General features: G+C 67.0%; 21 protein-coding genes. 13 read left to right on the top strand and 8 right to left on the bottom strand.

Annotated features, from left to right (window positions below; all coding sequences use genetic code 11):
• Nucleotides 1-98: 98 nt before the first annotated feature.
• From ACWMMN_RS09230 to ACWMMN_RS09220, 3 genes are all read left to right on the top strand, one after another.
• Nucleotides 99-1,115 carry a zinc-binding alcohol dehydrogenase family protein gene (locus ACWMMN_RS09230; protein ID WP_486422601.1) on the top strand — a complete coding sequence of 339 codons (1,017 nt, stop codon included), beginning with the start codon at nt 99-101 and terminating at the stop codon, nt 1,113-1,115.
• A 159-nt stretch (nt 1,116-1,274) separates the two neighbouring features.
• Nucleotides 1,275-1,826 carry a DUF6013 family protein gene (locus ACWMMN_RS09225; RefSeq protein WP_059236731.1) on the top strand — a complete coding sequence of 184 codons (552 nt, stop codon included), beginning with the start codon at nt 1,275-1,277 and terminating at the stop codon, nt 1,824-1,826.
• Nucleotides 1,827-2,045: 219 nt separating this feature from the next.
• Nucleotides 2,046-2,519, top strand: a complete 474-nt coding sequence (locus ACWMMN_RS09220) for a PliI family lysozyme inhibitor of I-type lysozyme (RefSeq protein WP_486422600.1) — start codon at nt 2,046-2,048, stop codon at nt 2,517-2,519.
• Between the two features lie 37 nt (nt 2,520-2,556).
• Here the strand turns inward: ACWMMN_RS09220 and ACWMMN_RS09215 are convergent, their stop codons facing one another.
• On the bottom strand, nt 2,557-3,360 hold the full coding sequence (locus ACWMMN_RS09215; RefSeq protein WP_089467547.1) for an ABC transporter permease: 804 nt from the start codon (nt 3,358-3,360) through the stop codon (nt 2,557-2,559).
• Nucleotides 3,357-4,058 carry an ABC transporter ATP-binding protein gene (locus tag ACWMMN_RS09210; RefSeq protein ID WP_486422599.1) on the bottom strand — a complete coding sequence of 234 codons (702 nt, stop codon included), beginning with the start codon at nt 4,056-4,058 and terminating at the stop codon, nt 3,357-3,359. Before ACWMMN_RS09210 ends, ACWMMN_RS09215 begins: the two co-directional genes overlap by 4 nt.
• Before the next feature lie 152 nt (nt 4,059-4,210).
• Between ACWMMN_RS09210 and ACWMMN_RS09205 the strand changes: the two genes are divergently transcribed.
• Complete coding sequence (locus tag ACWMMN_RS09205) at nt 4,211-6,508, top strand: AsmA family protein (protein ID WP_059234066.1); 2,298 nt, start codon at nt 4,211-4,213, stop codon at nt 6,506-6,508.
• Nucleotides 6,509-6,514: 6 nt separating this feature from the next.
• Here the strand turns inward: ACWMMN_RS09205 and ACWMMN_RS09200 are convergent, their stop codons facing one another.
• Nucleotides 6,515-6,967, bottom strand: a complete 453-nt coding sequence (locus tag ACWMMN_RS09200) for a lipocalin-like domain-containing protein (RefSeq protein WP_174991553.1) — start codon at nt 6,965-6,967, stop codon at nt 6,515-6,517.
• Nucleotides 6,968-7,136: 169 nt separating this feature from the next.
• Between ACWMMN_RS09200 and ACWMMN_RS09195 the strand changes: the two genes are divergently transcribed.
• The 6 genes from ACWMMN_RS09195 (at nt 7,137) to ACWMMN_RS09170 (ending at nt 13,836) form a co-directional block, all read left to right on the top strand.
• On the top strand, nt 7,137-8,729 hold the full coding sequence (locus tag ACWMMN_RS09195) for an ABC-F family ATPase (RefSeq protein WP_059234068.1): 1,593 nt from the start codon (nt 7,137-7,139) through the stop codon (nt 8,727-8,729).
• Between the two features lie 192 nt (nt 8,730-8,921).
• Complete coding sequence (locus tag ACWMMN_RS09190; RefSeq protein WP_174991551.1) at nt 8,922-9,671, top strand: class I SAM-dependent methyltransferase; 750 nt, start codon at nt 8,922-8,924, stop codon at nt 9,669-9,671.
• Nucleotides 9,672-10,667: a phosphotransferase enzyme family protein gene (locus tag ACWMMN_RS09185; RefSeq protein ID WP_174991550.1), complete on the top strand. Its 996-nt coding sequence runs from the start codon at nt 9,672-9,674 to the stop codon at nt 10,665-10,667.
• Between the two features lie 13 nt (nt 10,668-10,680).
• Nucleotides 10,681-11,559: a radical SAM protein gene (locus ACWMMN_RS09180; RefSeq protein ID WP_338083548.1), complete on the top strand. Its 879-nt coding sequence runs from the start codon at nt 10,681-10,683 to the stop codon at nt 11,557-11,559.
• Complete coding sequence (locus tag ACWMMN_RS09175; protein ID WP_486422598.1) at nt 11,556-12,623, top strand: asparagine synthase-related protein; 1,068 nt, start codon at nt 11,556-11,558, stop codon at nt 12,621-12,623. The genes ACWMMN_RS09180 and ACWMMN_RS09175 overlap by 4 nt, the downstream gene beginning before the upstream one ends.
• A 7-nt stretch (nt 12,624-12,630) precedes the next feature.
• The gene (locus tag ACWMMN_RS09170; RefSeq protein ID WP_174991548.1) at nt 12,631-13,836 is read left to right on the top strand and encodes a glycosyltransferase; all 1,206 of its coding nucleotides are present in this window, start codon (nt 12,631-12,633) and stop codon (nt 13,834-13,836) included.
• On the opposite strand, the gene ACWMMN_RS09165 is transcribed toward ACWMMN_RS09170, so the two are convergent.
• Entirely contained in the window at nt 13,793-14,482 is a 690-nt protein-coding gene (locus ACWMMN_RS09165) for a cephalosporin hydroxylase family protein (protein WP_174991547.1), read from the bottom strand. The genes ACWMMN_RS09170 and ACWMMN_RS09165 overlap by 44 nt on opposite strands.
• Between ACWMMN_RS09165 and ACWMMN_RS09160 the strand changes: the two genes are divergently transcribed.
• A complete protein-coding gene (locus ACWMMN_RS09160; protein WP_196486570.1) occupies nt 14,481-15,473 on the top strand; it encodes a phosphotransferase in 993 nt (330 codons plus the stop codon). The genes ACWMMN_RS09165 and ACWMMN_RS09160 overlap by 2 nt on opposite strands.
• Before the next feature lie 12 nt (nt 15,474-15,485).
• On the opposite strand, the gene ACWMMN_RS09155 is transcribed toward ACWMMN_RS09160, so the two are convergent.
• From ACWMMN_RS09155 to ACWMMN_RS09145, 3 genes are all read right to left on the bottom strand, one after another.
• Nucleotides 15,486-16,061, bottom strand: a complete 576-nt coding sequence (locus ACWMMN_RS09155) for a polysaccharide deacetylase family protein (protein ID WP_486423222.1) — start codon at nt 16,059-16,061, stop codon at nt 15,486-15,488.
• 186 nt (nt 16,062-16,247) lie between these two features.
• A complete protein-coding gene (locus tag ACWMMN_RS09150) occupies nt 16,248-17,192 on the bottom strand; it encodes a hypothetical protein (RefSeq protein ID WP_486422597.1) in 945 nt (314 codons plus the stop codon).
• Nucleotides 17,193-17,421: 229 nt separating this feature from the next.
• The gene (locus tag ACWMMN_RS09145) at nt 17,422-17,970 is read right to left on the bottom strand and encodes a hypothetical protein (protein WP_486422596.1); all 549 of its coding nucleotides are present in this window, start codon (nt 17,968-17,970) and stop codon (nt 17,422-17,424) included.
• Nucleotides 17,971-18,275: 305 nt separating this feature from the next.
• On the opposite strand from ACWMMN_RS09145, the gene ACWMMN_RS09140 reads away from it, so the two are divergent.
• Nucleotides 18,276-18,755, top strand: a complete 480-nt coding sequence (locus tag ACWMMN_RS09140) for a YjjA family protein (protein WP_059234077.1) — start codon at nt 18,276-18,278, stop codon at nt 18,753-18,755.
• A gap of 159 nt (nt 18,756-18,914) precedes the next feature.
• Here ACWMMN_RS09140 and ACWMMN_RS09135 read toward each other — a convergent pair whose 3' ends face one another.
• Nucleotides 18,915-19,280, bottom strand: coding sequence for a hypothetical protein (locus ACWMMN_RS09135; RefSeq protein WP_059234078.1), 366 nt, complete (start codon nt 19,278-19,280; stop codon nt 18,915-18,917).
• Nucleotides 19,281-19,547: 267 nt separating this feature from the next.
• Between ACWMMN_RS09135 and ACWMMN_RS09130 the strand changes: the two genes are divergently transcribed.
• Nucleotides 19,548-20,984 carry an aldehyde dehydrogenase family protein gene (locus tag ACWMMN_RS09130; RefSeq protein ID WP_486422595.1) on the top strand — a complete coding sequence of 479 codons (1,437 nt, stop codon included), beginning with the start codon at nt 19,548-19,550 and terminating at the stop codon, nt 20,982-20,984.
• Nucleotides 20,985-21,091 lie beyond the last annotated feature (107 nt).

Here is a 21,091-nt window from a genome sequence, read left to right as displayed (position 1 = left end):
AGGAAATATAGCGGTTTTCTCGAAGGATCGGGTTGCCTACGATGACGTTCATGGGGCTGCGCCGCGGCCCGCCCGGATTCCCTGAAAGGAGTATCGAGATGAAAGCCGTTGGACTGACCCGCTATCTGCCGATCGATGACCCGCAAGCCTTGCTCGACGTGGAACTGCCGCAGCCCGTGCCGGGCCCGCGCGATCTGCTCGTGAAGGTCGAGGCGATTTCCGTGAACCCGGTGGACACCAAGGTGCGCGCGCCGAAGCCGCAGGTCGAGGAGACGCCGCGCGTGCTTGGCTGGGATGCGGCCGGCACGGTGGTCGCGGTCGGCGCCGACGTGACGCTGTTCCGGCCCGGCGACGAAGTGTTCTATGCGGGCAGCATCACGCGGCCCGGCGCCAACAGCGAATTCCACACGGTCGACGAACGGATCGCCGCGTTGAAGCCGCGCACGCTCGATTTCGCGGCGTCGGCCGCGCTGCCGCTGACGGCGCTGACCGCGTGGGAAGCACTGTTCGACCGGCTGCACGTGTCGCCGCAGGGCGCGGACGCCGGCAAGTCGGTGTTGATCATCGGTGGTGCGGGCGGCGTGGGGTCGATCGCGATCCAGCTCGCGAAGACGCTCGGCAAGCTGTACGTGATCGCGACCGCGTCGCGGCCGGCGTCGGCCGACTGGGTGCGTTCGCTCGGTGCGGATGCGGTGGTCGACCATTTCGGCGACCTGCCGGCGCAACTGCGCGAGGCCGGCCATCCGAACGTCGACTATGTGTTGATCTTCAACGACACGGACCGTCATTTTCCTGCCGCGGCGGAAGTAATCCGGCCGCAGGGCGGCATTTGCACGATCGTCGAGAACGGGAAACCGGTGCCGGTCGAATTGCTGAAGGCGAAGAGCGCCGCGTTTCACTGGGAATTCATGTTCACGCGAGCCATGTTCGAGACGCCGGACATGATCGAGCAGCACCGGATCCTCGGCGAAGTCGCACGGCTCGTCGACGGCGGCACGCTGCGCACGACGCTTGGCGAACAGCTCGGCACGATCAATGCGGCGAACGTACGGCGCGCGCACCAGTTGCTCGAGGCCGGACGCTCGATCGGCAAGCTCGTGCTGAGCGGTTTCTGACGCCGTCACTCGCGTAAGGTTGCGACGCCGCGAACGCAAGCGGGGTAACACCCGATGCGTTTGCGGCGCATTGCATCCCGCTTGGCGGTAGACTGGCAGCGCATCATGCATCGAAAACCGCGCGGCACGCGCGTGCCGCCGCATTACAAGGAGGTCAGCATGAGCCAACGCAGCTTGTCGGTCGCCGCATCGTGGTCGGTCGTGTTCGCGGCGGCGTGCGTCAGCGCGAGCGTATTCGCGGCGCCGCCGGTCAAGGGCAGCCTGAAGGGCGGCGGTACGGGACAGCTCGAATACACCGTCAAGGTCGACTCGAAGACCTACGGCAATACGCAGGAGACCCGCAAGATCCGCTCGGGCGAGACGGACGATTTCAACTGGAAATCGGTGCCGCCGAGCGGCGCGGTCGCGATGCCGGACGGCTGTCCCAACGCGGACAACCTGCCGCGCGACGCGAACGGCGCGATGGTGCGCCAGACCCAGGTGCGGCTCGCGCCGTCGGTCGATGCGAAGGGCGTCGCCAACGTGCAGATGAGCTTCCAGGCGGCCGCGCCGAAGGGCACGCGCAGCGTGACGGCCGGCGGCAAGTCGCTGCAATGCCCGGACGTCGTGTCGGTGAGCCAGGTCAAGTGGGTGTCGATTCCGACCAATGGCGGGTCGAAGTCCGTGACGATGAGCGACGGCACCAAGGTGACGGTGTCGATCAAGCGCTGAGCGGCGCGCGCGGGCCGGCGTTGGGTCCGGTGCGCGCGCAACGGATTCGGCAGGCGGGGCGAGCAGGGCGGCACGTGAGCGATGCGCGCCGCCATCGCGAGATTTTCCCGCCGCCTTCTTCGCGGGACGGTGCCGCTGCCGTGCGGCAGCGGTGCGTGACGTCGTGCAGACGTCACGTTATGCTCGTCCGCATTCTTTCCTTTCCGTCACCCCATCCCGATGAAATTCCGAATGCGCGCGCTGCTGTCTGCGATTGCATTCGTCGCCGTGCACGCGCACGCGGCTGACGATTGCGGTTTCGTGAAGAAGGTCGAGCTGCCGACGCGGCAGCAGGTGGCGGTCGTATCGAGCGGCGCACTCGAACCGTGCTCGACCGGCAGCTACGCGGTGCGCGTGTACTCGACCGCGCATGCCGCGCCCGGCTTCGATACCGACGATTACGTGACGGGCGTGCTGCATGCGCGCGACGGCACGATCGCCGATGCGTATACGGCGGACCTCGGCGCACGTGCGCCGCAGGCGCTCGTCGTGACGACGCGTTCGGCAGGCAGCGGCGGCTATGTCGGTGCACAGGCCTATGTGACGACACCGCGCGCGGTGCGGCTCGTCGCGTCGGTCGACGGGCTCGCACCCGGCGCCGACATCGCGGCCGCGTTACGGCAGGCGATCGGCAAGCGACGCAGCGCGCACTGAGCGTACGCCGCGCACCGCCGCGCACCGCCGCCGCGTGTCAGTGCGCGCGCTCTTCGAGCCGCGATGCGAGAAAGCGGTGATCCGCCGAGAACAGCCGGCGATAGGTCATCAGCACCGCGCCGACGGTGCCGAGCGCGGACGCCGCGGCGATCAGGAACATGATCACGATCTGGTAGCGCACGGCCTGCAACGGTGACTGGCCGGCCAGTACCTGGCCCGTCATCATCCCCGGCAGGCTCACGACGCCGACGACGGCCATCTGGTTCAGCGTCGGCAGCATGCCCGCGCGCACGGCCTGCCGCGCGGCGTCCTGTGCGGCTTCCCAGCGCGTCGCGCCGAGTGCGAGCGCCGTTTCGACGCGGTCGCGGCGCGCCGTGAGTTCTTCCATCATCCGCTCGACGCCGAGCGACACGCCCGTCAGCGTATTACCGAGAATCATCCCGAGGATCGGAATCGCGTATTGCGGCGCGAACCACGGATGGATGCGGATCACGACGAACAGCCCGACCGCCGCGACGAACCAGCTGCTGAACCAGATCGACGCGATGCTGTCGATGCGCTGGCCGCGATACGTGCGCTTGCCGCGGCCCGCACCGGCGAAACCGGCGATCAGCGTCATCAGCGCGGTGAGCGGCAGCACGACGTACCAGTGCGGATGGCCGAACACCCAGCCGAGCACGTAGCCGATCGCGAGCAGTTGCACGACGGTACGTACCGCCGCGAGCGCGAGCTTGCGGCCGAGGCCGAGCGACAGCGCCGCCGAGATCGCACCGTTGACGGCGACGAGCGCGGCGGCGATGCCGACGTCGACGAGGCTCAGGTCCTGCAGTGCCGGGCTCATTGCGCAGCCTCCGTCGGGTTCGCAACATGCATGACGCTGGCCTGCATCACGAGTCGCATCGTGCCGATCCGCGCGGCCTGGGCTGGATCGTGCGAGATCCACATGTACGCTCGGGCGTCGGGCGCCGCGTCGAACCACGCGCCGACGAGCGCCTCGATCGCACGCGCCGATTCGGGATCGAGCGCGGAGGTCGGCTCGTCGAGCAGCAGTACGTCGGGATCGAGCTGCAGCACGCGCAGTAGCGCGGCGATCTGCGCTTCGCCGCCCGACAGGTCGCTCGCGCGTTTGTCGAGAAAGTCGGAACCGCGGCCCGCTTGCGCGGCGAGCGCTTCGGCGCGCGCGCGATCGAACGACACGTCGCGATAGATCGCGAGCGAATACGGATAGCGCAACTGCGATTCGACGGTGCCGTCCATCTGCGCGGGGCGCTGGCGCACGTACGCGACGCTGCGCCGGTAGCGCGGGATCGCGCTGCGCCGGATCCCGCGGCCGCGCCACAGGATGCGACCGCCGTCGAGCGGGTCGAGCAGCGCGAGCGCGCGCAGCAGCACGCTCTTGCCTGACCCTGACGGTCCGGTGATAGCAATTCGCGATCCCGCTGCGAGGCTGAAATCGGTCGGAGCGAGCAGGGTCTTGCCACTGCTGGCGTCGCGGCGGGTAATGCGCTGCGCATCGATGAGGCCGGTGGGGGCTGTCATGTCACAAATGAAAAAAAGCGTTAATAGCGCCGAGAGGTCGCCATGGCGTGCGTCATAATACCGATTGAAAAGCCGCGGGTGTCGTGTGCCGTTCGTCCACGCAAGCGGCCCGACATGGTGCGGCAACATTTCAGAACAACAACGGAACCGCCATGACGCTAACCCGAGCCATCGGCAAATCGGCTGCATGGATTGTCGGTATCGTCGCGGTGCTCATCGCGGCGGCCGGCGTCTTTCTCTTCACGTTCGACTGGAACCGCGCGAAGCCGTGGGTCAACGAACAGGTGAGTGCCGCACTCGGCCGCCCGTTCGCGATCAACGGCGATCTCAAGGTCGGCTGGCGCCGCCCCGACGGCGAGACCGGCTGGCGCGCATGGGTGCCCTGGCCGAGCTTTTCGGCCACCCAGCTCGAGATCGGCAACCCCGACTGGGCGAAGACGCCCAAGTTCGTCACGCTCGATGCCGCGCACTTCGATCTCGCGATCCTGCCGTTGCTCGCGCATGAAATCGTCATCCCGTCGATCGACGTCGTGAATCCGGCCGTCGACCTCGAGCGGCTCGCCGACGGACGCAACACGTGGACCTTCCAGTTCAAGCAATCGTCGCAGCCGTCGCCGTGGAAGGTGCGGCTCGACAGCTTCGGCTTCGCGAAGGGCACCGTCACGTATCGCGATGCGATCGCGAAGGCCGACCTGACCGTCGCGATCGATACGCTCGGCCAGCCGATTCCGCTCGGCGACGTGCTGAAGGAACAGGAGCAGACGTCGCGCGAGGCATCGGCGCAGCGTGTCGGCAAGCGCGGCGCCGCGCAGTTGAGCGCGAAGGCCAATGCGGAAGCCGCGTCGAGTGCTTCCGCGGCGCAGGCGGCGAGCGCGGCAGCGTCGTCGGGCGCATCGGCTGCAACCTCGGTTGCGTCGGCGGCTCCCGGTTCGCCTGGCTCGTCCGCTTCTTCGGTTGCTTCCGCATCGACGGCTGCCGGCGCAAGCGGCGCTGCCGCGCCTGCGAAGCCGTCCGGCCCGACCTATGCGTTCGGGCTGAAGGTCGACGGCCGCTACAAGAACGTGCCGATCAACGGGACCGGCAAGCTCGGCGGCGTGCTCGCGATCCAGGATACGTCGCGGCCGTTCCCGCTGCAGGCCGACGTGAAGGCCGGCGACACGCGGCTCGCGATCGTCGGTACGCTGACCGATCCGACGCATCTCGCGGCGCTCGACCTGCGGCTGTGGCTGCAGGGCACGTCGATGTCGCACCTTTACCAGCTCACCGGCATTACGCTGCCCGATACGCCGCCTTATGCGACCGAAGGGCGGTTGATCGGCAACTTCAAGCCGCACGCGAGCACGTTCCGCTACGAGAACTTCAACGGCCGCGTCGGCGGCAGCGATCTCGGCGGCACGCTCACGTATGCGCAGCGCGAACCGCGGCCGAAGCTGTCGGGCGAACTCGTGTCGAACCTGCTGCAGTTCTCCGATCTTGCCCCGGTGATCGGCGCCGATACGGCCGCAAGCAAGGCCAAGCGCGGCGACACGACGCGCCAGCCGCCGGACCGCGTGCTGCCGGTCGAGACGTTCCGTACCGACCGCTGGCGCGCGCTCGACGCGGACGTCAAGTTCACGGGCCGCAAGCTGGTCAAGAGTTCGAACCTGCCGATCACGAACCTGTACACGCACATCGTGATGCAGGACGGCGTGCTGTCGCTCGAACCGCTGCAGTTCGGCGTCGCGGGCGGCACGCTCGCGACGACCGCGCATCTCGACGGCAGCGGCACGCCGCTGAAGGGCCGCTTCACGGTGGCCGCGCGGCACCTGAAGCTCAAGCAACTGTTCCCGACGCAGAAGGTCATGCAGTCGGCGCTCGGCGAAATCAACGGCGACGCGTCGCTGTCGGCCACCGGCAACTCGCCGGCCGCGCTCGCCGCGACCTCGACCGGCGAAGTGAAGGCGCTCGTGACGGACGGCCGCATCAGCCGCCTGCTGATGGAAGCGGCGGGGCTGAACGTCGCCAACGTCGTCTACGAGAAGCTGTTCGGCAACAACGACGTGAAGATCAACTGCGCGGCGATCGACTTCGTCGCGACCAACGGCATGCTCAATCCGAAGGTGTTCGCGCTCGACACCGACGACGCGCTGATCAACGTCGACGGGCCGATCAACCTGCGCGACGAATCGCTCGACCTGAAGATCCATCCGCATACGAAGGGTTTCCGGATCTTCTCGCTGCGCTCGCCGCTGTATGCGAAGGGCACGTTCAAGAACCCGAAGGTCGGCGTCGACGCGGGCGCGCTCGCGCTGCGCGCAGGCGCGATGGTCGGGCTCGGGCTGATCAACCCGTTCGCGGCGCTGATTCCGCTGATCGCGCCGAGCAACAACCGCGACGTGCCGTGCTCGGAGCTGTTCGGGCAGATCAACGCGAAGGCAGCACAAAAGGCGGCCGCGAAGGCCGGCAAGTGACGGGCGTCAGCGGCCCGCGCGCACCCACAGCAGCAGGACGTCGACCTCCCGGCCGTCGAGCCGGACCGGTGCGGCGGGGCCGAGCTGCAGGCGATCGCCGTCGAGCACGGCGACCCGCTGCTGGACGTTGCCGACCCAGTTCGGGAACAGGCTGACGTCCATTTCGTGGGTCAGCGTGCCGTCGTCGGCTACCTGAAAGGGGCCGGAATAGGCGATGTAGCCGCGGGCGGCCGCCGCGCACGCTTCGTCGCTACCGTGGTGCGGGTCGCCGTTCGCGTAGGGCGGCCGGCCGGCGGCCATCAGCTGGGCGGACATATAGCCGTCCGACGTATAGAGAATCCAGCCACGCGCATCGCGGCCGAGCGGATAGACGGCCGGGCTGCCGTCGCGCGGGCGGACTTCGTAGGATACGAGGCGCCATGCGCCGACGAGTTGTTCGCGAAGCGGGCTGGCTGGCATGCGGGATTCCGGTAGGCGGCGATGGGGCGCGTGTCGTCGTGTTGGCGGGCCGCCGGGCGGAGGGCCAGATGGCCTGGAATACGTTGCCCGGGCGGTGCGGTCGGCAGTTTCTCCGACACCTGCTAAAATACACGGTTTTCCGTCGATTTCTCTCTTAACGGGACCTGCCGTGCTTTCTACTGCCAACATCACGATGCAATTCGGGCCAAAGCCCCTGTTCGAGAATATCTCGGTCAAATTCGGCGAGGGCAACCGCTACGGTCTGATCGGCGCAAACGGCTGTGGCAAGTCGACGTTCATGAAGATCCTCGGCAGCGACCTCGAGCCGAGCGCCGGCAACGTCGCGCTGGAGCCGAACGTCCGCCTGGGCAAGCTGCGCCAGGACCAGTTCGCGTACGAAGACGTGCGCGTGCTGGACGTCGTGATGATGGGCCACACCGAAATGTGGGCCGCCATGACCGAGCGCGACGCGATCTATGCGAACCCGGAAGCCACCGACGACGACTACATGCACGCCGCCGAACTCGAAGGCAAGTTCGCCGAATACGGCGGTTACGACGCCGAGGCACGCGCGGGCGCGCTGCTGCTCGGCATCGGCATCGAGGAGAAGTTCCACAGCGGCACGATGAGCGACGTCGCGCCGGGCTGGAAGCTGCGCGTGCTGCTCGCGCAGGCGCTGTTCTCGAAGCCGGACGTGCTGCTGCTCGACGAGCCGACCAACAACCTCGACATCAACTCGATTCGTTGGCTCGAGCAAACGCTCAACGAGTACAACTCGACGATGATCATCATCTCGCACGATCGTCACTTCCTGAACTCGGTGTGCACGCACATGGCCGACATGGACTTCGGCACGCTGAAGGTTTGGCCGGGTAACTACGACGACTACATGCTCGCATCGGCGCAGGCGCGCGAGCGCCAGGCCGCGGCGAATACGCGTGCGAAGGAGCGGGTCGCCGAACTGCAGGACTTCGTGCGCCGCTTCTCGGCGAACAAGTCGAAGGCCCGCCAGGCAACGAGCCGCGCGAAGCAGATCGACAAGATCAAGATCGAGGAATTCAAGCCGTCGTCGCGCCAGAATCCGTTCATCCGTTTCGAGTTCGAGAAGAAGCTGCACAACGTCGCGGTGGTCGCTGAAGACATCACGAAGAAGTACGAGCGCACGATCTTCCAGAACTTCAACCTGTCGGTTCAGCCGGGCGAGCGCATCGCGATCATCGGCGAGAACGGTGCGGGCAAGACGACGCTGCTGCGTTCGCTGCTCGGCGCGCTCGCGCTGGAGCACGGCACGGTGAAGTGGTCCGAGAACGCGAATGTCGGCTACATGCCGCAGGACACGTACGAGGAGTTCCCGAACGACATCACGCTGATGGACTGGATCGACCAGTACCGCAAGGACGGCGACGACGAAACGATGGTGCGCGGCACGCTGGGCCGCCTGCTGTTCTCGTCGGACGACATCAGGAAGTCGGTGAAGGTACTGTCGGGCGGCGAGAAGGGCCGCATGATCTGGGGCAAGCTGATGCTCGGCCGCCACAACGTGCTGCTGATGGACGAGCCGACCAACCACATGGACATGGAGTCGATCGAGTCGCTGCAGATCGCGCTCGAGCAGTTCGAAGGCACGCTGATCTTCGTGTCGCACGACCGCGAGTTCGTGAGCGGGCTGGCGAACCGGATCATCGAAGTGAAGACGGACGGCAACCTGTTCGACTTCGGCGGGAATTACGAGGAGTTCCTGACGAGTCAGGGGCAGGAATAAGTGTCCTGAGTCGTACCTGAGCCGATGTATCCGGGAGCCCGCCAAGTTGTACTTGGCGGGCTTCTTCATTTCCGCTTGCAGCGATGCCCGCCCGCATCGCGCATTCCCGTTTCCTCTGCTCAATCGACTTCGGGTAAATTACCCACCGAACGCCAATCATCATTCCCCATTTCGACCCGGAGCCGCTCCTCAATGCCGGACCATCCTCTCCCGCTCGACCTGTCCGGCCTTGCGCAAAGCCTGTATGCGCAGGGCACCGAGGAAAGCATCCTGTCGCGCCTGATGGAGCGGATCGTGCCGACCAACCGCTTCTGCGTCGATATCGGCGCGAGTGACGGGCTGCGCAACAGCAACACCGCGCGGCTGCTGCGCGAGCAGGATTGGGCCGGCGTGCTGGTGGAAGGCAGCGCATACCGGTTCGGCAAGCTTGCCGCGCACTACGCAGGCGCGGAGCGCGTGCGCCTGCACCACGGCCGCATCCAGCCCGACACGGTCGATCAACTGCTCGCCGATGCGAATACGCCGCTCGACTTCGACCTGCTGTCGATCGATATCGACGGCAACGACTACTGGGTCTGGCGCGGCCTGCAGGCGTTCAAGCCGCGCATCGTCGTGATCGAGTACAACCCGTACTACACGCCGCCCGAGCGCTGGGTCATGTGCTTCAATCCGGACCACGAATGGGACGGCTCGACCTATTACGGCGCGAGCCTCGAATCGCTCGTTCGTCTCGCCCGGCAGAAGGGTTACGAACTCGTCTGCTGCGACGACATGGGCAACAACGCGTTCTTCGTGCGACAGGACCTGTATCCGCTGCTCGGCATCGCGAACAACGATCCTTCGGTGCTGTTCCGGCCTGCGATGTACAAGCTGCGCTATGTCGGGCACAACACCTTCCTGACCGGTCATCCGTATCGGCACGGGCCGGCGGAGCATATCTGAATGGGCTCGCTCGCCGTCACCTTCGACGAGATTCGCGATGCCTATGCGCTTGGCCGCCGCGCCGCGCCGCGCCGGGTCAGCGAACGCGTGTGGCATCTGCCGAATGACGGAGGCGGTGGTGTGGCGGTCAAGCTCTACGCGTCCGAACACCATGCACGCGCGATCAAGGAGGCCGCCGTCCTGGCGCACCTTGAAACGCACGTCGACGCACGGTTCCACGTGCAGACGCTGAAGCGCACGACATCCGGCGAACCGCTTTGGACGGGGCAGGGTTCGCACGCGATGCTGACGCGCTGGGAAGCCGGGCAGTTCAGAACGTACGACACGTTTTCGCCGGCTGAATGGGATGCGCTCGGCGCCAGTCTGGCCGCGTTGCACCTGAGCCTCGAACAGCTGCATCTGCCGTCGCTCGACACGATCCGTGCGCGGTTGACTGCGATCGACGCAGATGAAGTACGCCGCAGCCTGCTCGACGTACTGAATCGCGCACGCTCGAACGACAGCGCCGCGAACCTGTACCACTACGTCGACCTCGCGCTGCGCATGCTCGACCGCTACTACCCCGGCAGCATCGAAAGGTTTCCCGCCGACGATCCGCAGCACCCGATCCACAACGACTACAACCAGTTCAACTATCTGTTCACGGGCACGCTGCCGCCGCTGATCCTCGATTGGGAAGCGTCGATCGGCGCACCGCGCGAATACGAACTGGTGCGGTGCCTGAATCATCTGCCGCTGGAAGCGCCGCAGCTGGCGGAAGCGTTCGTGCGCGGATACCAGGGAGTGCGTTCGGTGAATCCCGCCCGCATCGCATGGGCGGTCGATGCCGCGTGCCTGCAGCACGCGCTCAAGCTCTGGATCGTGCAAGGCTGGCTCGACGATCCGTCGCGCTTCGCGTCGCACCTGAATGGCGCGGTGACGATGGCTTCCGCGATGGCGGACGCGCGCGACCGTCTGGTCGATTTCTTTTCCCGTTGCGTCGAAGCAGGAACCTGAAGTGAGACCTGAAGTGAGTGCGAATCCGAACACGATCCCGAATCCGCCGCCGTCCGGCGAGCGGCAGCATGTCTTTCCGCCGCCGCTCGATCGCGACTACCGCGTCGAAAATGGCCGCATCCGGACACGCTCGCTGGAAGCGCATATTGTCGATCACTGCAACCTGACCTGCGCGGAATGCTGCTCGCTGTCGCCGTTGCTGCCCGAGTGGCACGCGAGCCCCGAATCGATCGAGGCCGATCTGCGCATGGCCGCGAAGGTATTGAGCCCGCGCATGTTCAAGCTGGTCGGTGGCGAACCGTTGCTGCATCCGGCTCTCGTCGAACTGATCGAACGCGTGCGCGCGACGGGCATCGCGCCGGTGATCTCCGTCACGACGAACGGGCTGAAGCTCGGCGAGATGCCGGACGCGTTCTGGCAGGCGGTGGATGCGCTGACGATCTCGCGCTATCCGAAGCCGGCGCTTTCGCCCGACCTGATCGCGTATGTCGAGCGCCAGGCCGCGCGTTTCGACGTGCGCCTGAACTGGAAGGTGCAGGACGTATTCACGACGATGAATCGGGCGCAGCCCGGCACGGACCGCAATGAAGCGCAGCGCCTTTATCACGATTGCTGGATCCGCGAGCGCTGCCATATGATTCGCGACGGCATGTTCTACACGTGCACGCGTCCTGCGCATTTCCATACGCTCTACAAGGGCGAGAAGGATTTCCAGGCCGACGGCCTGCCGCTGAGCGACGACGCGGGCCTGCTCGACGCGATGCTCGCGTATCTGCAACGCGAGACGCCGCTCGAAGCGTGCCTGCATTGCCAGGGCGGCAGCGCACCCGTCGCGCCGCATCGCATCCTGAAACGCATTGAAGTGGACACCTTGAAGGCTCGTTATCCATGATCGTCGGCACCCGCGACCCGTTCGGTTTCGATCGTCTGCACTACCATCCGCGCAGCGGCGCGTCGGCGTCCGGCATCCGTGCCGTGCTGCGTGCGTCGGGGCAACCGGCCAGTGCGCCGGACACGGCCGCCATCGCGGGCTACCTGAGCGGCGAGCGCCTCGTTGGCCGCACCGTGCTGCGCGACGTGTTCGCGGTGCCGCCCGGTCACGCGCTGATCCGTTCGCCGCAAGGCCTGACGGTGCAGCCGGCACCTGAACGGCCTCGGCACGCCGGGCTGGACACCGTGCTGCACGCATCGCTGCAACGCGCGCTCGACAGCGGCAAGCGCGTCGCGCTGGCGCTGAGCGGCGGGCTCGATTCGGCGCTGTTGCTTGCGTTGCTGCGCGAACTCGGCGCACTGCCGCACGTGACGGCCTACATCCTTGCGACCGACATGCCCGATTACTGCGAACTCGACGCAGCGCTCGAACTCGCCACGCAGATGCAGGCGAACGTGAAGATCGTGCGTGCGAACGAGGCCGATTTCGTCGCGGCGCTGCCGAGAACGACCCACGCGGTCGAGGAGCCGATGTTCAACCTCCATCCGGTCGCGAAGCTGTTGCTGGCCGAGGCGATGGCGGCGGACGGCATCGAGGTCGCGATTACCGGCGACGGTGCGGATCAGGTGTTGCGCCGCGACCGGTCGGCCAACTATCTGCCGTTGTGTCATGCGCTGTTCGACGCAGCGTCGGTCGACCTGCATCCGCCGTTCGTCGATACGGCGGTCGTCGCGCATCTGACGAGCATCGCGCCCGACCCGAACAAGCAATGCCTGCGCGATCTCGGCGCGCGCCTGAACCTGCCGGACCGTCTCGTACACGGCCCCAAGCGCGGGCGGCTCGCACCGGCGATGGACCTCGCGTCGCTGCTCGATCGCGACCGCACGCAGGCGCTGGCCGACACGCTGGGCCTTGCCGTCCCCACGCTGCAGGCCGATACCGAACGCGTGCTGTGGACGACGCTGACACTGATCCTCGATCATCTCGCGCACCTTCACCTCGATGCCGCGCATCGACCGACCTGAACTGCTCATGAAACGCATCCTGTTCTGCGTGGTGCCCGAGAAGGGCCACGTCAATCCATGCATCGGCCCGGCCCAGCATCTGCGCGCGGCCGGCTGCGACGTCGCGTTCTACGCGCCGGCCGACATCAGCGCCCAGCTCGACGGCGCCGGCGATTTCGCGTTCGTCGGGCCGCGCGAAACGCCCGAACGCCACGACCTGTCGCGCGGCGCGAGCTTCGCCGCGAACATTCGCGATGCGGACTGGCTGCGGCACTGGATCCGCACGCTGCTGATCGATCTTGCCCCGTCGCAGGTGGACGGCATCCGCGCGGTGCTGCGCGACTGGCGGCCCGACGTGGTCGTGATCGATCCGTTGCTGTATGCGGCCGCGATTGCCGCCGAGCTGGAAGGGCTGCCGTGGGTATCGATGTCGAATTCGCTGAATCCGGTGCTGCCGGACGATCTCGATTCGGAACTGCTGCGCACGGTGCGATGGCTCGCGCCGGAACGCGCAAGCCTGTTCGCGCGCTACGGGCTCGATGCGCGCTTTCGCGGCTGTGACGTGCTGTCGCCGCACCTGACGCTCGCGTTCACGACCGATGCGCTGGTGGGTACGCCGCCGCCCGGTGTCGAACTGGTCGGCCCCGCGATGCCGTCGGGCCCGCGCGGCGACGAGACGGCGTTTCCGTGGGAACGTATCGACGCAGATCGCCCGCTCGTCTACATGTCGCTCGGCAGCCAGCTTTATTACCACCCGGATCTGTTCGCGAAGGTGATCGACGCGACGCGCGCGACGTCGGCGCAACTGGTGCTGTCGGTGGGCGAACTGGTCGATTCGGATCGGCTGCCGGCCGGCGACGCGCACGTGATCGCGGTGCGCTATGCGCCGCAACTGGCGCTGCTGCGGCGCACGCATGCATTCGTCAGCCACGGCGGCGCGAATTCGGTGATGGAGTCGCTCGCGTGCGGCGTGCCGATGCTGCTGTCGCCGTTCTGCAACGACCAGTTTCATTCGGCGCACTTCGTCGAGCGGGCCGGCGCGGGGTGCGTGCTCGACCTGCAGCAGGCGGGCGTCGCGGAGATCGCCGAGGCGCTCGAGCGCCTGTTGCGTCCCGGTTCGCTGCGCGAGCACGCGGCGCGGATCCGCGACAGCTACGCGCAAGACGGCTCGGCGCAGGCTGCCCGGCTGATCAGCGCACTCGCTTCAGGAAGCCGCCTGGCGACAGCGTCATGAGCACGCGGTCCTCGATGTCGTGGTCGATTTCGAACCGGTCGTCGCGGGAGAGAAACTCGTGTGCGGCCGTGGCCGGGTTGTTGCCGCGGCCATACGGCTTGCCGTCGAACATCGACTCGGGCAGGTACTCCATGATGGTATCCATCACGATCGCGTAGCTGCCGGGCGTCACGAGCGGTGCATAGCATTCGAGTTCGCGCAGCACGTGCGCATGCGTATGCGTGAGGTCGAGGATCGCCATCACGCGCGCGCCGTCGCCGATCTGCGCGCGCACCGATGCGAGCGTGTCGGCCGCGCACGATTCGCCTTCGATCAGCGTCATGCGATGGGCGAGCCGGTGCGCTTGCAGGCGCTGCCTGACTTCGTCGCGCAGGCGCGGCTCGATCGCGACGACGCGGCCATTGCCGCCCGCGAGTTCCAGCATCGACGCGGAGAACACGACACCGCCGCCCGCCGCGATGCCGGTCTGCACGATGCAGTCGGGGCGCTCGCGCCAGATCAGTTCCTGGAGCGCGAGCATGTCGCCCGGCAGGTGAAAGAAGCGCTCGCCGAGCCAGCGGGTCTGGAACAGATGATCGAATTCGGCCGCGCGGGTCAGCCAATCGATATTGATGTCCCGCATGCGGGCCGAAGGACGCTCTGACATGGTCAATGCAACGAGTAGGAGTGACGTGAAAACGCTGGAACCGTGGCTTCACCGGTACTGGAACATCGGGCCGGCGCGCATGCAGGCGCTGGCGTCGGGCCATACTAACAAAACGTACCTCGTCGAGTGCGATGCGGGGCGCACGGTGCTGCGCGTGTCGTGGTCCGGCAAGCCGGCCAGGCAGGTGGAGCGCGAGGCGTCGATACTCGGCGATCTCGGCCGTTCGTGCAACGCGCAGATATTGCCGGTGTTGCCGCGTCTGCGGCCGACCGTCGATGCGCAATCCGGCGTGCAGCTTCCCGACGGAAGCTGGCTGCATCTGTTCGAGCATATCGACGGCAATCCCGGCCTGCCGCACGACGCGCACGCGGGGGCGATCGATGCGATGCGCACGCTGGCGCATCTGCATGCGGCGCTGGCGGCCGTACCCGCCAGCGAATCGGTGCCGCTGGCGTGGTTGTCGGCGCGTCATGCGCGCGTCGCGGCGCGGGCGATGCCGTCGTTGCCGGGCGATCCGCGCCGCGACTACGACACGGTGATCCGTCGAATCGGCATGCATCTCGACGCGGCGTCGCCGTGGCTGACGGGGCCGGTGCATTGGCTGCACGGCGACTATCACGCGGGCAACTTGCTGTATGTCGGCAACGCGGTGAACGGCGTGCTGGATTTCGACGATGTGGGGCAGGGTGCGCAATGGCTCGAGGCGGCCTTTGCGTTGTTCGCGCTGTCGCGCGATGCGGGCCGCGACGATCGTTTCGTATTCGACCGGCGGCGATGGGACGCCGGCCTTCACGCCTATGCGGCGACGCGGCCCGACGCTGCGCCGGACTGGATGCGCGACAACCACGACGCGCTGATGCTGCTGTTCTGCGCGGATCAGACGCTGATTCATCTCGAAGCAGCGCAGCGCGGCCTGTGGATGCCGGGGCCCGGCATCGGATTCCTCGGCGGCTGGCGCCAGTTGCTGGACGCAGCGGTGCCCGCAAGCTAGCCGGTTGCCGCGTCAGCGCTGCCGGTTCAGGAACAGGCGCACGGCTTCGACCGTGTTCGGCCGCGCTGCGCCATGCCGCGATCCGTCGTGCATGCAGAACAGCACGTCGCGATGCTGCGCCAAGCTGGCATCGACATGCGCGCACATCGCGTCGCACAGCGCCTGCGGCGACGGCGCCGGCCGCTGCCAGTCATCCAGGATCGCGGTCCAGCCGGTGTGTTCGCGTTGCAGGCGCGCAAGGACGCCGGCGCGATGGTCGTCCGGCTGCAGCCCGTAAGGCAGGCGCAGCGGGATGTCGTCCGGCGCGGGCCTGCCGGCCCGGCGATACGCGTCGCGAATCAGCGCGTCGGTTGCTTCGATTTCTTCGATCAGTGCGCGATCCGCGAGTACGCCCGGCCTCGCGTGCGAATGCGTGTGATTGCCAAGCAGATGACCTTCGCGCGCCATTCTCGCTGCGACGTCGAGCGCCACCGCCAGGTGCTTGCCGAGCAGGAAGAAGGTTGCGGTGCACGAGGCAGCGTGCAGCACGTCGAGCAAGGCCGGCGTCGACGGGCCCGGGCCGTCGTCGAAACTGAGGCGGATGGACATCGCGTGTGGGGCGCGCCGTGTGAGTGAAACCCGAACGATAGCGCAATCCGGCGACGGGCTCTCCAGGCCACGACCATCGGCATGGCACTCGCGCATGCGCCCGTCACCGCGAGCAAGGCATTCGGACGAGCCGGCGGCCTGCATTCACACACGATGCGGTGTTGTTCCGCGCCGGCTCGACGCGCGTTACATCGTCGTGCAGCCGTCGGCTTTCTTGCGCGTCTTGTGATGCTTCGAACGGTTGCCGCGCTCGTCGGCGTATTCCGTCAGCATCGCGCGCAATTCGCCCATATAAACCGCCACATCGCGAGGATCCCGTATCCTTGACGCGACCCCGTCGTGGATCGCCTGCCAGTGCGATGCGTCGGTCACGCGGTAGCCCTTGCTCTTCAGCAGATGATGGACGGTGGATGCGTCGCGTTTGGCTTCCGAGGTATTCGGCTTGTTCAGGTGGCGATCGATGGCGTTGACGACCAGGCGGAAGGTGTCGGCCGTGCCGACGGCGGGGCTGCCGGTCCGTTCGGGGGCGACCACCTCGCGGTTGAATGCCGGTATGTTCTCGTTGACGAGATCGATGCCGACGTGCGTCGACGACGTGCGGTTGTCCGATCGCTCCAGCTTGACGTCGAGCAGGGCGCCGACGCCTTCTTCGATATCGTCCTGGTGCGCACGTACCTTGATCGATTCGCCCTCGTAGTGGAAGCGGCCGGACAGGTGCTTGATCGCGGCGTCGAGTTCTGCGGCCGATTGCATTTCGATGTCGACGTCCTTCGGCTCCTTCGGCGCGCCGTGAAGGTGGCTGGCGAGGCTGCCGCCGAGCTTGGGTTTCAGGCCCGCGGAGTAGAGTTGATCCATCGCGAACTTGGCCACGAACGCCTTGTCCGCGAGCTTCGTGCCGTCGGCGTCGGCACGCAGCGCATCGAGTCCGGCGAGGGTGCGCGTATAGCCGCGCTGTTCGATGGCCTGTCGCGTGCTCTGCGGGCGGTTCAGCGCTTCGAAGCGCTGATCGGCAAACGTCGCACGGCCACCCAGCTGGGCCTGTGTCGACAGGTTTGAATCGACGTCGGATTCGCTCGAACTCGAACTTGCGTTCGCGACCGATCCGCTGCCTGCTGCCCGTGTCGTCCGCATCGTGAGCTCCGTCAAAAACAAAGGACATGCGTGCAGGATAGGATGCGTCAGCGCGCGGAAACGGGGGCATGCGAACGAAGGCGCCGAAATACGAACGCGGCCGTGCCGGGCATGACACGGTCTTGGTTACGCGAAACCGCTTGCGTTCGAGCGTGGATCCGCTCGAACGTCGTCGGTGTCGCGCACCGCTGGGGGAATCGTCGTCGCATGCGCGTTGCGAACCGGCCGCCTATTCGACGGGGGCGATCGCCAGCGGGCAGGTGCCGGCCGGACGCAGCCGGGTGCCGGTCCATTCGTAGAAGAACCGGGCCGCCTTCGCGTTGCTGTCGTCGCAAGCGTCGTTGAAGCAGCCGGCGACGATCAGCAGCGTGCTGCCTGGACGGAAGTCGACGCGCTCGTCGTCGTTGCCCATCACCCCCGAGATGGCGGTCACGCCGGGCATCGTGTACGTCGCGCCCGTGTATTTGTCGACGATCGCGAAATTCCGGCAATCCGTTCCGCAACCCCAGATCGCCACGCGATAGTGACCGGCAAAATTGGCCGGTTGCGTGAATGCGTCGCGAATGACGGTGTGGTACAGGCGTGCTTCCTTGTCGGCGAGCCGGGGCGCCGCCGCCGGCTTGCGCGGCGGGCTGGCGGCGGGTGCCGGATAGCGGTCGAACGCAGGCGACGCGCATGCGGTCGCCGCTGCCGGGGGCGCCGCACCGGCGGCACCGGAGCCGGCGATCAGTGCGGCCGATGCACCGGCGATCAGCAGAAATCGATGGGCGAGCGCCACGCGAGCATCCTTCATGTTCGAGGTTAGACGGGGCCGGAGCGGCCGAACGGCCGGCGACGACGATTCTATGACGCTTCGTGCGTGCCGGCGACACGGAATGGCGAGCAAGCGCGCGCATTCGATCGCATTTCGAGCCCGCGTTGCCGGCCGGCACGCCGTCAAGCATTGTCAAATCGCCGCGATATCACGATGCCTGACGTTTCAGGCCGCCTGCGAAGGCTGTCATGCCCCGGTTGATTGAGTATCCTTGGATTCGATTCGCGGTAATTCGCGGTACTCACGCAGTCACAACCGGGAGGCTTCACATGAATGCACGTCTATACCGCGCGACCGTTGCCGGCGCGCTGATCGGATTGCTCGCACCGTTTTCGGTGGCCCATGCGCAGCTTGGCGATGTCCTGAAGCAGGTCGGCGGCGGCGATTCGGGCGGCAGCGCGGGCGGGGCGCTCGGCAACCTCGGTGGCCTCGGCGGTGCGCTGACGGGCGGCGGCGGCGCGTCGCTGACGCCGGGCAGTACCGGCAACGTCGCGGGCCTGCTGCAGTTCTGCATCCAGAACAACTATCTCGGCGGCGCGTCCGGCGGTGGCGCAGCGTCGGTGAAGGACGCGCTGATGGGCAAGCTCGGCGGCAATGCGTCGTCGGACAGCGGCTATACGAGCGGTGCGAGCGGGATCCTCGACGCGGGCAACGGCGGCAAGCTCGACCTGAGCGGCGGTGGCCTGAAGCAGCAGGTGACCAAGCAGATCTGCGACAAGGTGCTGACACAGGCGAAGTCGCTGCTGTAAGCACCGCGGCACGCATCGCGCGTGCCGGCACACCGGGGGCGGCGCGCGTGGACTGCCCCCGTCGGCCATTCAGGCCGTTACATCGGTATCAGCCGAAGCGGCATCGTGCCAAGCGATGCCGCGACCCGCGCGCACGCGGGGCCGTGGACGGCTCGAGCCTCAATCGGCCAGCCGCTTGTCCGCGAGCGCCTTGCAGCAGTCTTCGTACACCCATTGCACGAGTTTCGCGCGATAGTCGAGATCGTCGGTATCGACGATTTCCTCGACTGCGTCGCGCGCCCACGACGCGTCGACGAACCCCGCATGCCGCTTCGCGATGTCCTGCGCGAGCGCTGCGAGCTTCGCGACCGCGAGCCAGTCGGCCTGACGGTGATGGCGGTCGAGCCAGCGGTGCGCGGCCTGAACCTGGAACGTGGCGTCCGGCCACGATTCGTTGAGGTAAAACGCGCCGAGATTGCCGCAGGTGAGCCAGCAAAGCAGCTCCAGGCGGTCTTGCGAGCCGAGGGTATGGGGTGCGTCGGACATGGCAGCGCTCACGAGATGCGTCGATTCCGGGCGGCGCCGGCCGCAATGGCCCGGTGCCGATAATAAAAACATAGCACGATGCGGGCCCGGCCGCGCACCCGGGCAGATGCTGACGCGGCGGCGGGACGCGAATGCCGTGCCGGCGCGCGCGACCGGCGGCGAAGCGGCGGCCCGACGGCGTCCGGATCCTTTCGAAAGGCTGTCAATCGTCATACCGGGAAACCGAAACGCTCGCTAGAATGTCGGCTTCCCTGGAGGCGGAAAGCGATGAAAATCTACGACCAGTTCTACATCGACGGCGCATGGCGCAAACCGGCCGGCACCGGCACGATCGACGTGATCGACTCGGGCACCGAGGCCGTGATCGGGCGAATTCCCGAGGGCGTCGCATCCGACGCGCAGGACGCGATCCGTGCGGCGCGCGCAGCCTTCGACGCATGGGCCGCCACGCCGGCCGCGACGCGCGCGGGCTACCTGCGCAAGATCGTCGAGCATCTGCAGGCGCGCAGCGAGGAGCTTGCGCAATCGATCACCGGCGAAGTCGGGATGCCGATCAAGCTGTCGCGCGCGATCCAGGTCGGCGGCCCGATCTACAACTGGAAGGCGTACGCGAAACTCGCCGAATCGTTCGAATTCGAGGCACAGGTCGGCAACTCGCTCGTGGTGCGCGAGCCGGTCGGTGTCGTCGCGGCGATCACGCCGTGGAACTACCCGCTGAACCAGGTCACGCTGAAGGTCGCGCCGGCGCTCGCGGCCGGCTGCACGGTCGTCCTGAAGCCGTCCGAAGTCGCACCGCTCAACGCGTTCATGCTCGCCGAAGCGATACACGAAGCCGGGTTGCCGGCCGGCGTGTTCAACCTCGTGTGCGGGTACGGGCCTGTCGTCGGCGAAGTGCTGGCCACCGATCCGGACGTCGACATGGTGTCGTTCACGGGCTCGACGCGCGCGGGCAAGCGCGTGGCCGAACTGGCGGCCGCGGGCGTCAAGCGCGTCGCGCTGGAGCTGGGCGGCAAGTCGGCGTCGGTGATCCTCGACGACGCCGATTTCGCGACGGCGGTGAAGGGCACGGTCAACGCGTGCTACCTGAACGCGGGGCAGACCTGCTCCGCGCACACGCGCATGCTGGTGCCGGAAGCACGCTACGACGAAGCGCGCGAGATCGCGAAAGCGGCGGCCGAAACGTACGTCGCGGGCGATCCGCGGCAGGACGCAACCCGTCTCGGCGCACTCGCGTCGGCCGTCCAGCAGCAACGCGTGCAGGCGTACATCCAGCGCGGGATCGACGAAGGCGCGGAGCTCGTGACGGGCGGCACCGGTTTGCCGGACGGACTCGCGAAGGGCTTCTTCGTGAAGCCGACGGTGTTCGGCCGCGTCGATCCGAAATCGACGATCGCGCAGGAAGAAATCATCGGGCCGGTGCTGTCGATCATCACGTATCGCGATGAAGACGAGGCCGTGCGCATCGCGAACGATTCGCCGTACGGGCTCGGCGGCGCGGTGTGGGCCGGCAGCGACGAACGCGCCATGGGCGTCGCGCGCCGCATCCGCACGGGGCAGGTCGACATCAATGGCGGCACGTGGAACGGCGCGGCGCCGTTCGGCGGCTACAAGCAGTCGGGGCATGGCCGCGAGAACGGCGTGTACGGGCTCGAAGAGTATCTCGAGTACAAGTCGATGCAACTGAAGCCGGCGAAGCCTGCCTGAACGCTTCCGACGGCATGAACCGGAAACGGCACGCTCGCGTGCCGTTTTTTTATTGACGGCCGTCAAGGTGCGCGTCGGTGGATCGTCGATCATCGCGGTTCCGATGT

The sequence above is a fragment of the Burkholderia cepacia complex sp. TUM26381 genome (assembly GCF_057439935.1).
Note: the sequence above shows the minus strand (reverse complement) of the source record. Positions and strands in the feature narration are given on the sequence as shown.

What these genes read in the sequence shown, in the direction of transcription:
- ACWMMN_RS09230 (WP_486422601.1), top strand. Translation starts at nt 99, where the DNA reads ATGAAAGCCGTTGGACTGACCCGCTATCTGCCGATCGATGACCCGCAA.
- ACWMMN_RS09225 (WP_059236731.1), top strand. Translation starts at nt 1,275, where the DNA reads ATGAGCCAACGCAGCTTGTCGGTCGCCGCATCGTGGTCGGTCGTGTTC.
- ACWMMN_RS09220 (WP_486422600.1), top strand. Translation starts at nt 2,046, where the DNA reads ATGAAATTCCGAATGCGCGCGCTGCTGTCTGCGATTGCATTCGTCGCC.
- ACWMMN_RS09215 (WP_089467547.1), bottom strand. Translation starts at nt 3,360, where the DNA reads ATGAGCCCGGCACTGCAGGACCTGAGCCTCGTCGACGTCGGCATCGCC.
- ACWMMN_RS09210 (WP_486422599.1), bottom strand. Translation starts at nt 4,058, where the DNA reads ATGACAGCCCCCACCGGCCTCATCGATGCGCAGCGCATTACCCGCCGC.
- ACWMMN_RS09205 (WP_059234066.1), top strand. Translation starts at nt 4,211, where the DNA reads ATGACGCTAACCCGAGCCATCGGCAAATCGGCTGCATGGATTGTCGGT.
- ACWMMN_RS09200 (WP_174991553.1), bottom strand. Translation starts at nt 6,967, where the DNA reads ATGCCAGCCAGCCCGCTTCGCGAACAACTCGTCGGCGCATGGCGCCTC.
- ACWMMN_RS09190 (WP_174991551.1), top strand. Translation starts at nt 8,922, where the DNA reads ATGCCGGACCATCCTCTCCCGCTCGACCTGTCCGGCCTTGCGCAAAGC.
- ACWMMN_RS09185 (WP_174991550.1), top strand. Translation starts at nt 9,672, where the DNA reads ATGGGCTCGCTCGCCGTCACCTTCGACGAGATTCGCGATGCCTATGCG.
- ACWMMN_RS09175 (WP_486422598.1), top strand. Translation starts at nt 11,556, where the DNA reads ATGATCGTCGGCACCCGCGACCCGTTCGGTTTCGATCGTCTGCACTAC.
- ACWMMN_RS09170 (WP_174991548.1), top strand. Translation starts at nt 12,631, where the DNA reads ATGAAACGCATCCTGTTCTGCGTGGTGCCCGAGAAGGGCCACGTCAAT.
- ACWMMN_RS09160 (WP_196486570.1), top strand. Translation starts at nt 14,481, where the DNA reads ATGGTCAATGCAACGAGTAGGAGTGACGTGAAAACGCTGGAACCGTGG.
- ACWMMN_RS09165 (WP_174991547.1), bottom strand. Translation starts at nt 14,482, where the DNA reads ATGTCAGAGCGTCCTTCGGCCCGCATGCGGGACATCAATATCGATTGG.
- ACWMMN_RS09155 (WP_486423222.1), bottom strand. Translation starts at nt 16,061, where the DNA reads ATGTCCATCCGCCTCAGTTTCGACGACGGCCCGGGCCCGTCGACGCCG.
- ACWMMN_RS09150 (WP_486422597.1), bottom strand. Translation starts at nt 17,192, where the DNA reads ATGCGGACGACACGGGCAGCAGGCAGCGGATCGGTCGCGAACGCAAGT.
- ACWMMN_RS09140 (WP_059234077.1), top strand. Translation starts at nt 18,276, where the DNA reads ATGAATGCACGTCTATACCGCGCGACCGTTGCCGGCGCGCTGATCGGA.
- ACWMMN_RS09135 (WP_059234078.1), bottom strand. Translation starts at nt 19,280, where the DNA reads ATGTCCGACGCACCCCATACCCTCGGCTCGCAAGACCGCCTGGAGCTG.
- ACWMMN_RS09130 (WP_486422595.1), top strand. Translation starts at nt 19,548, where the DNA reads ATGAAAATCTACGACCAGTTCTACATCGACGGCGCATGGCGCAAACCG.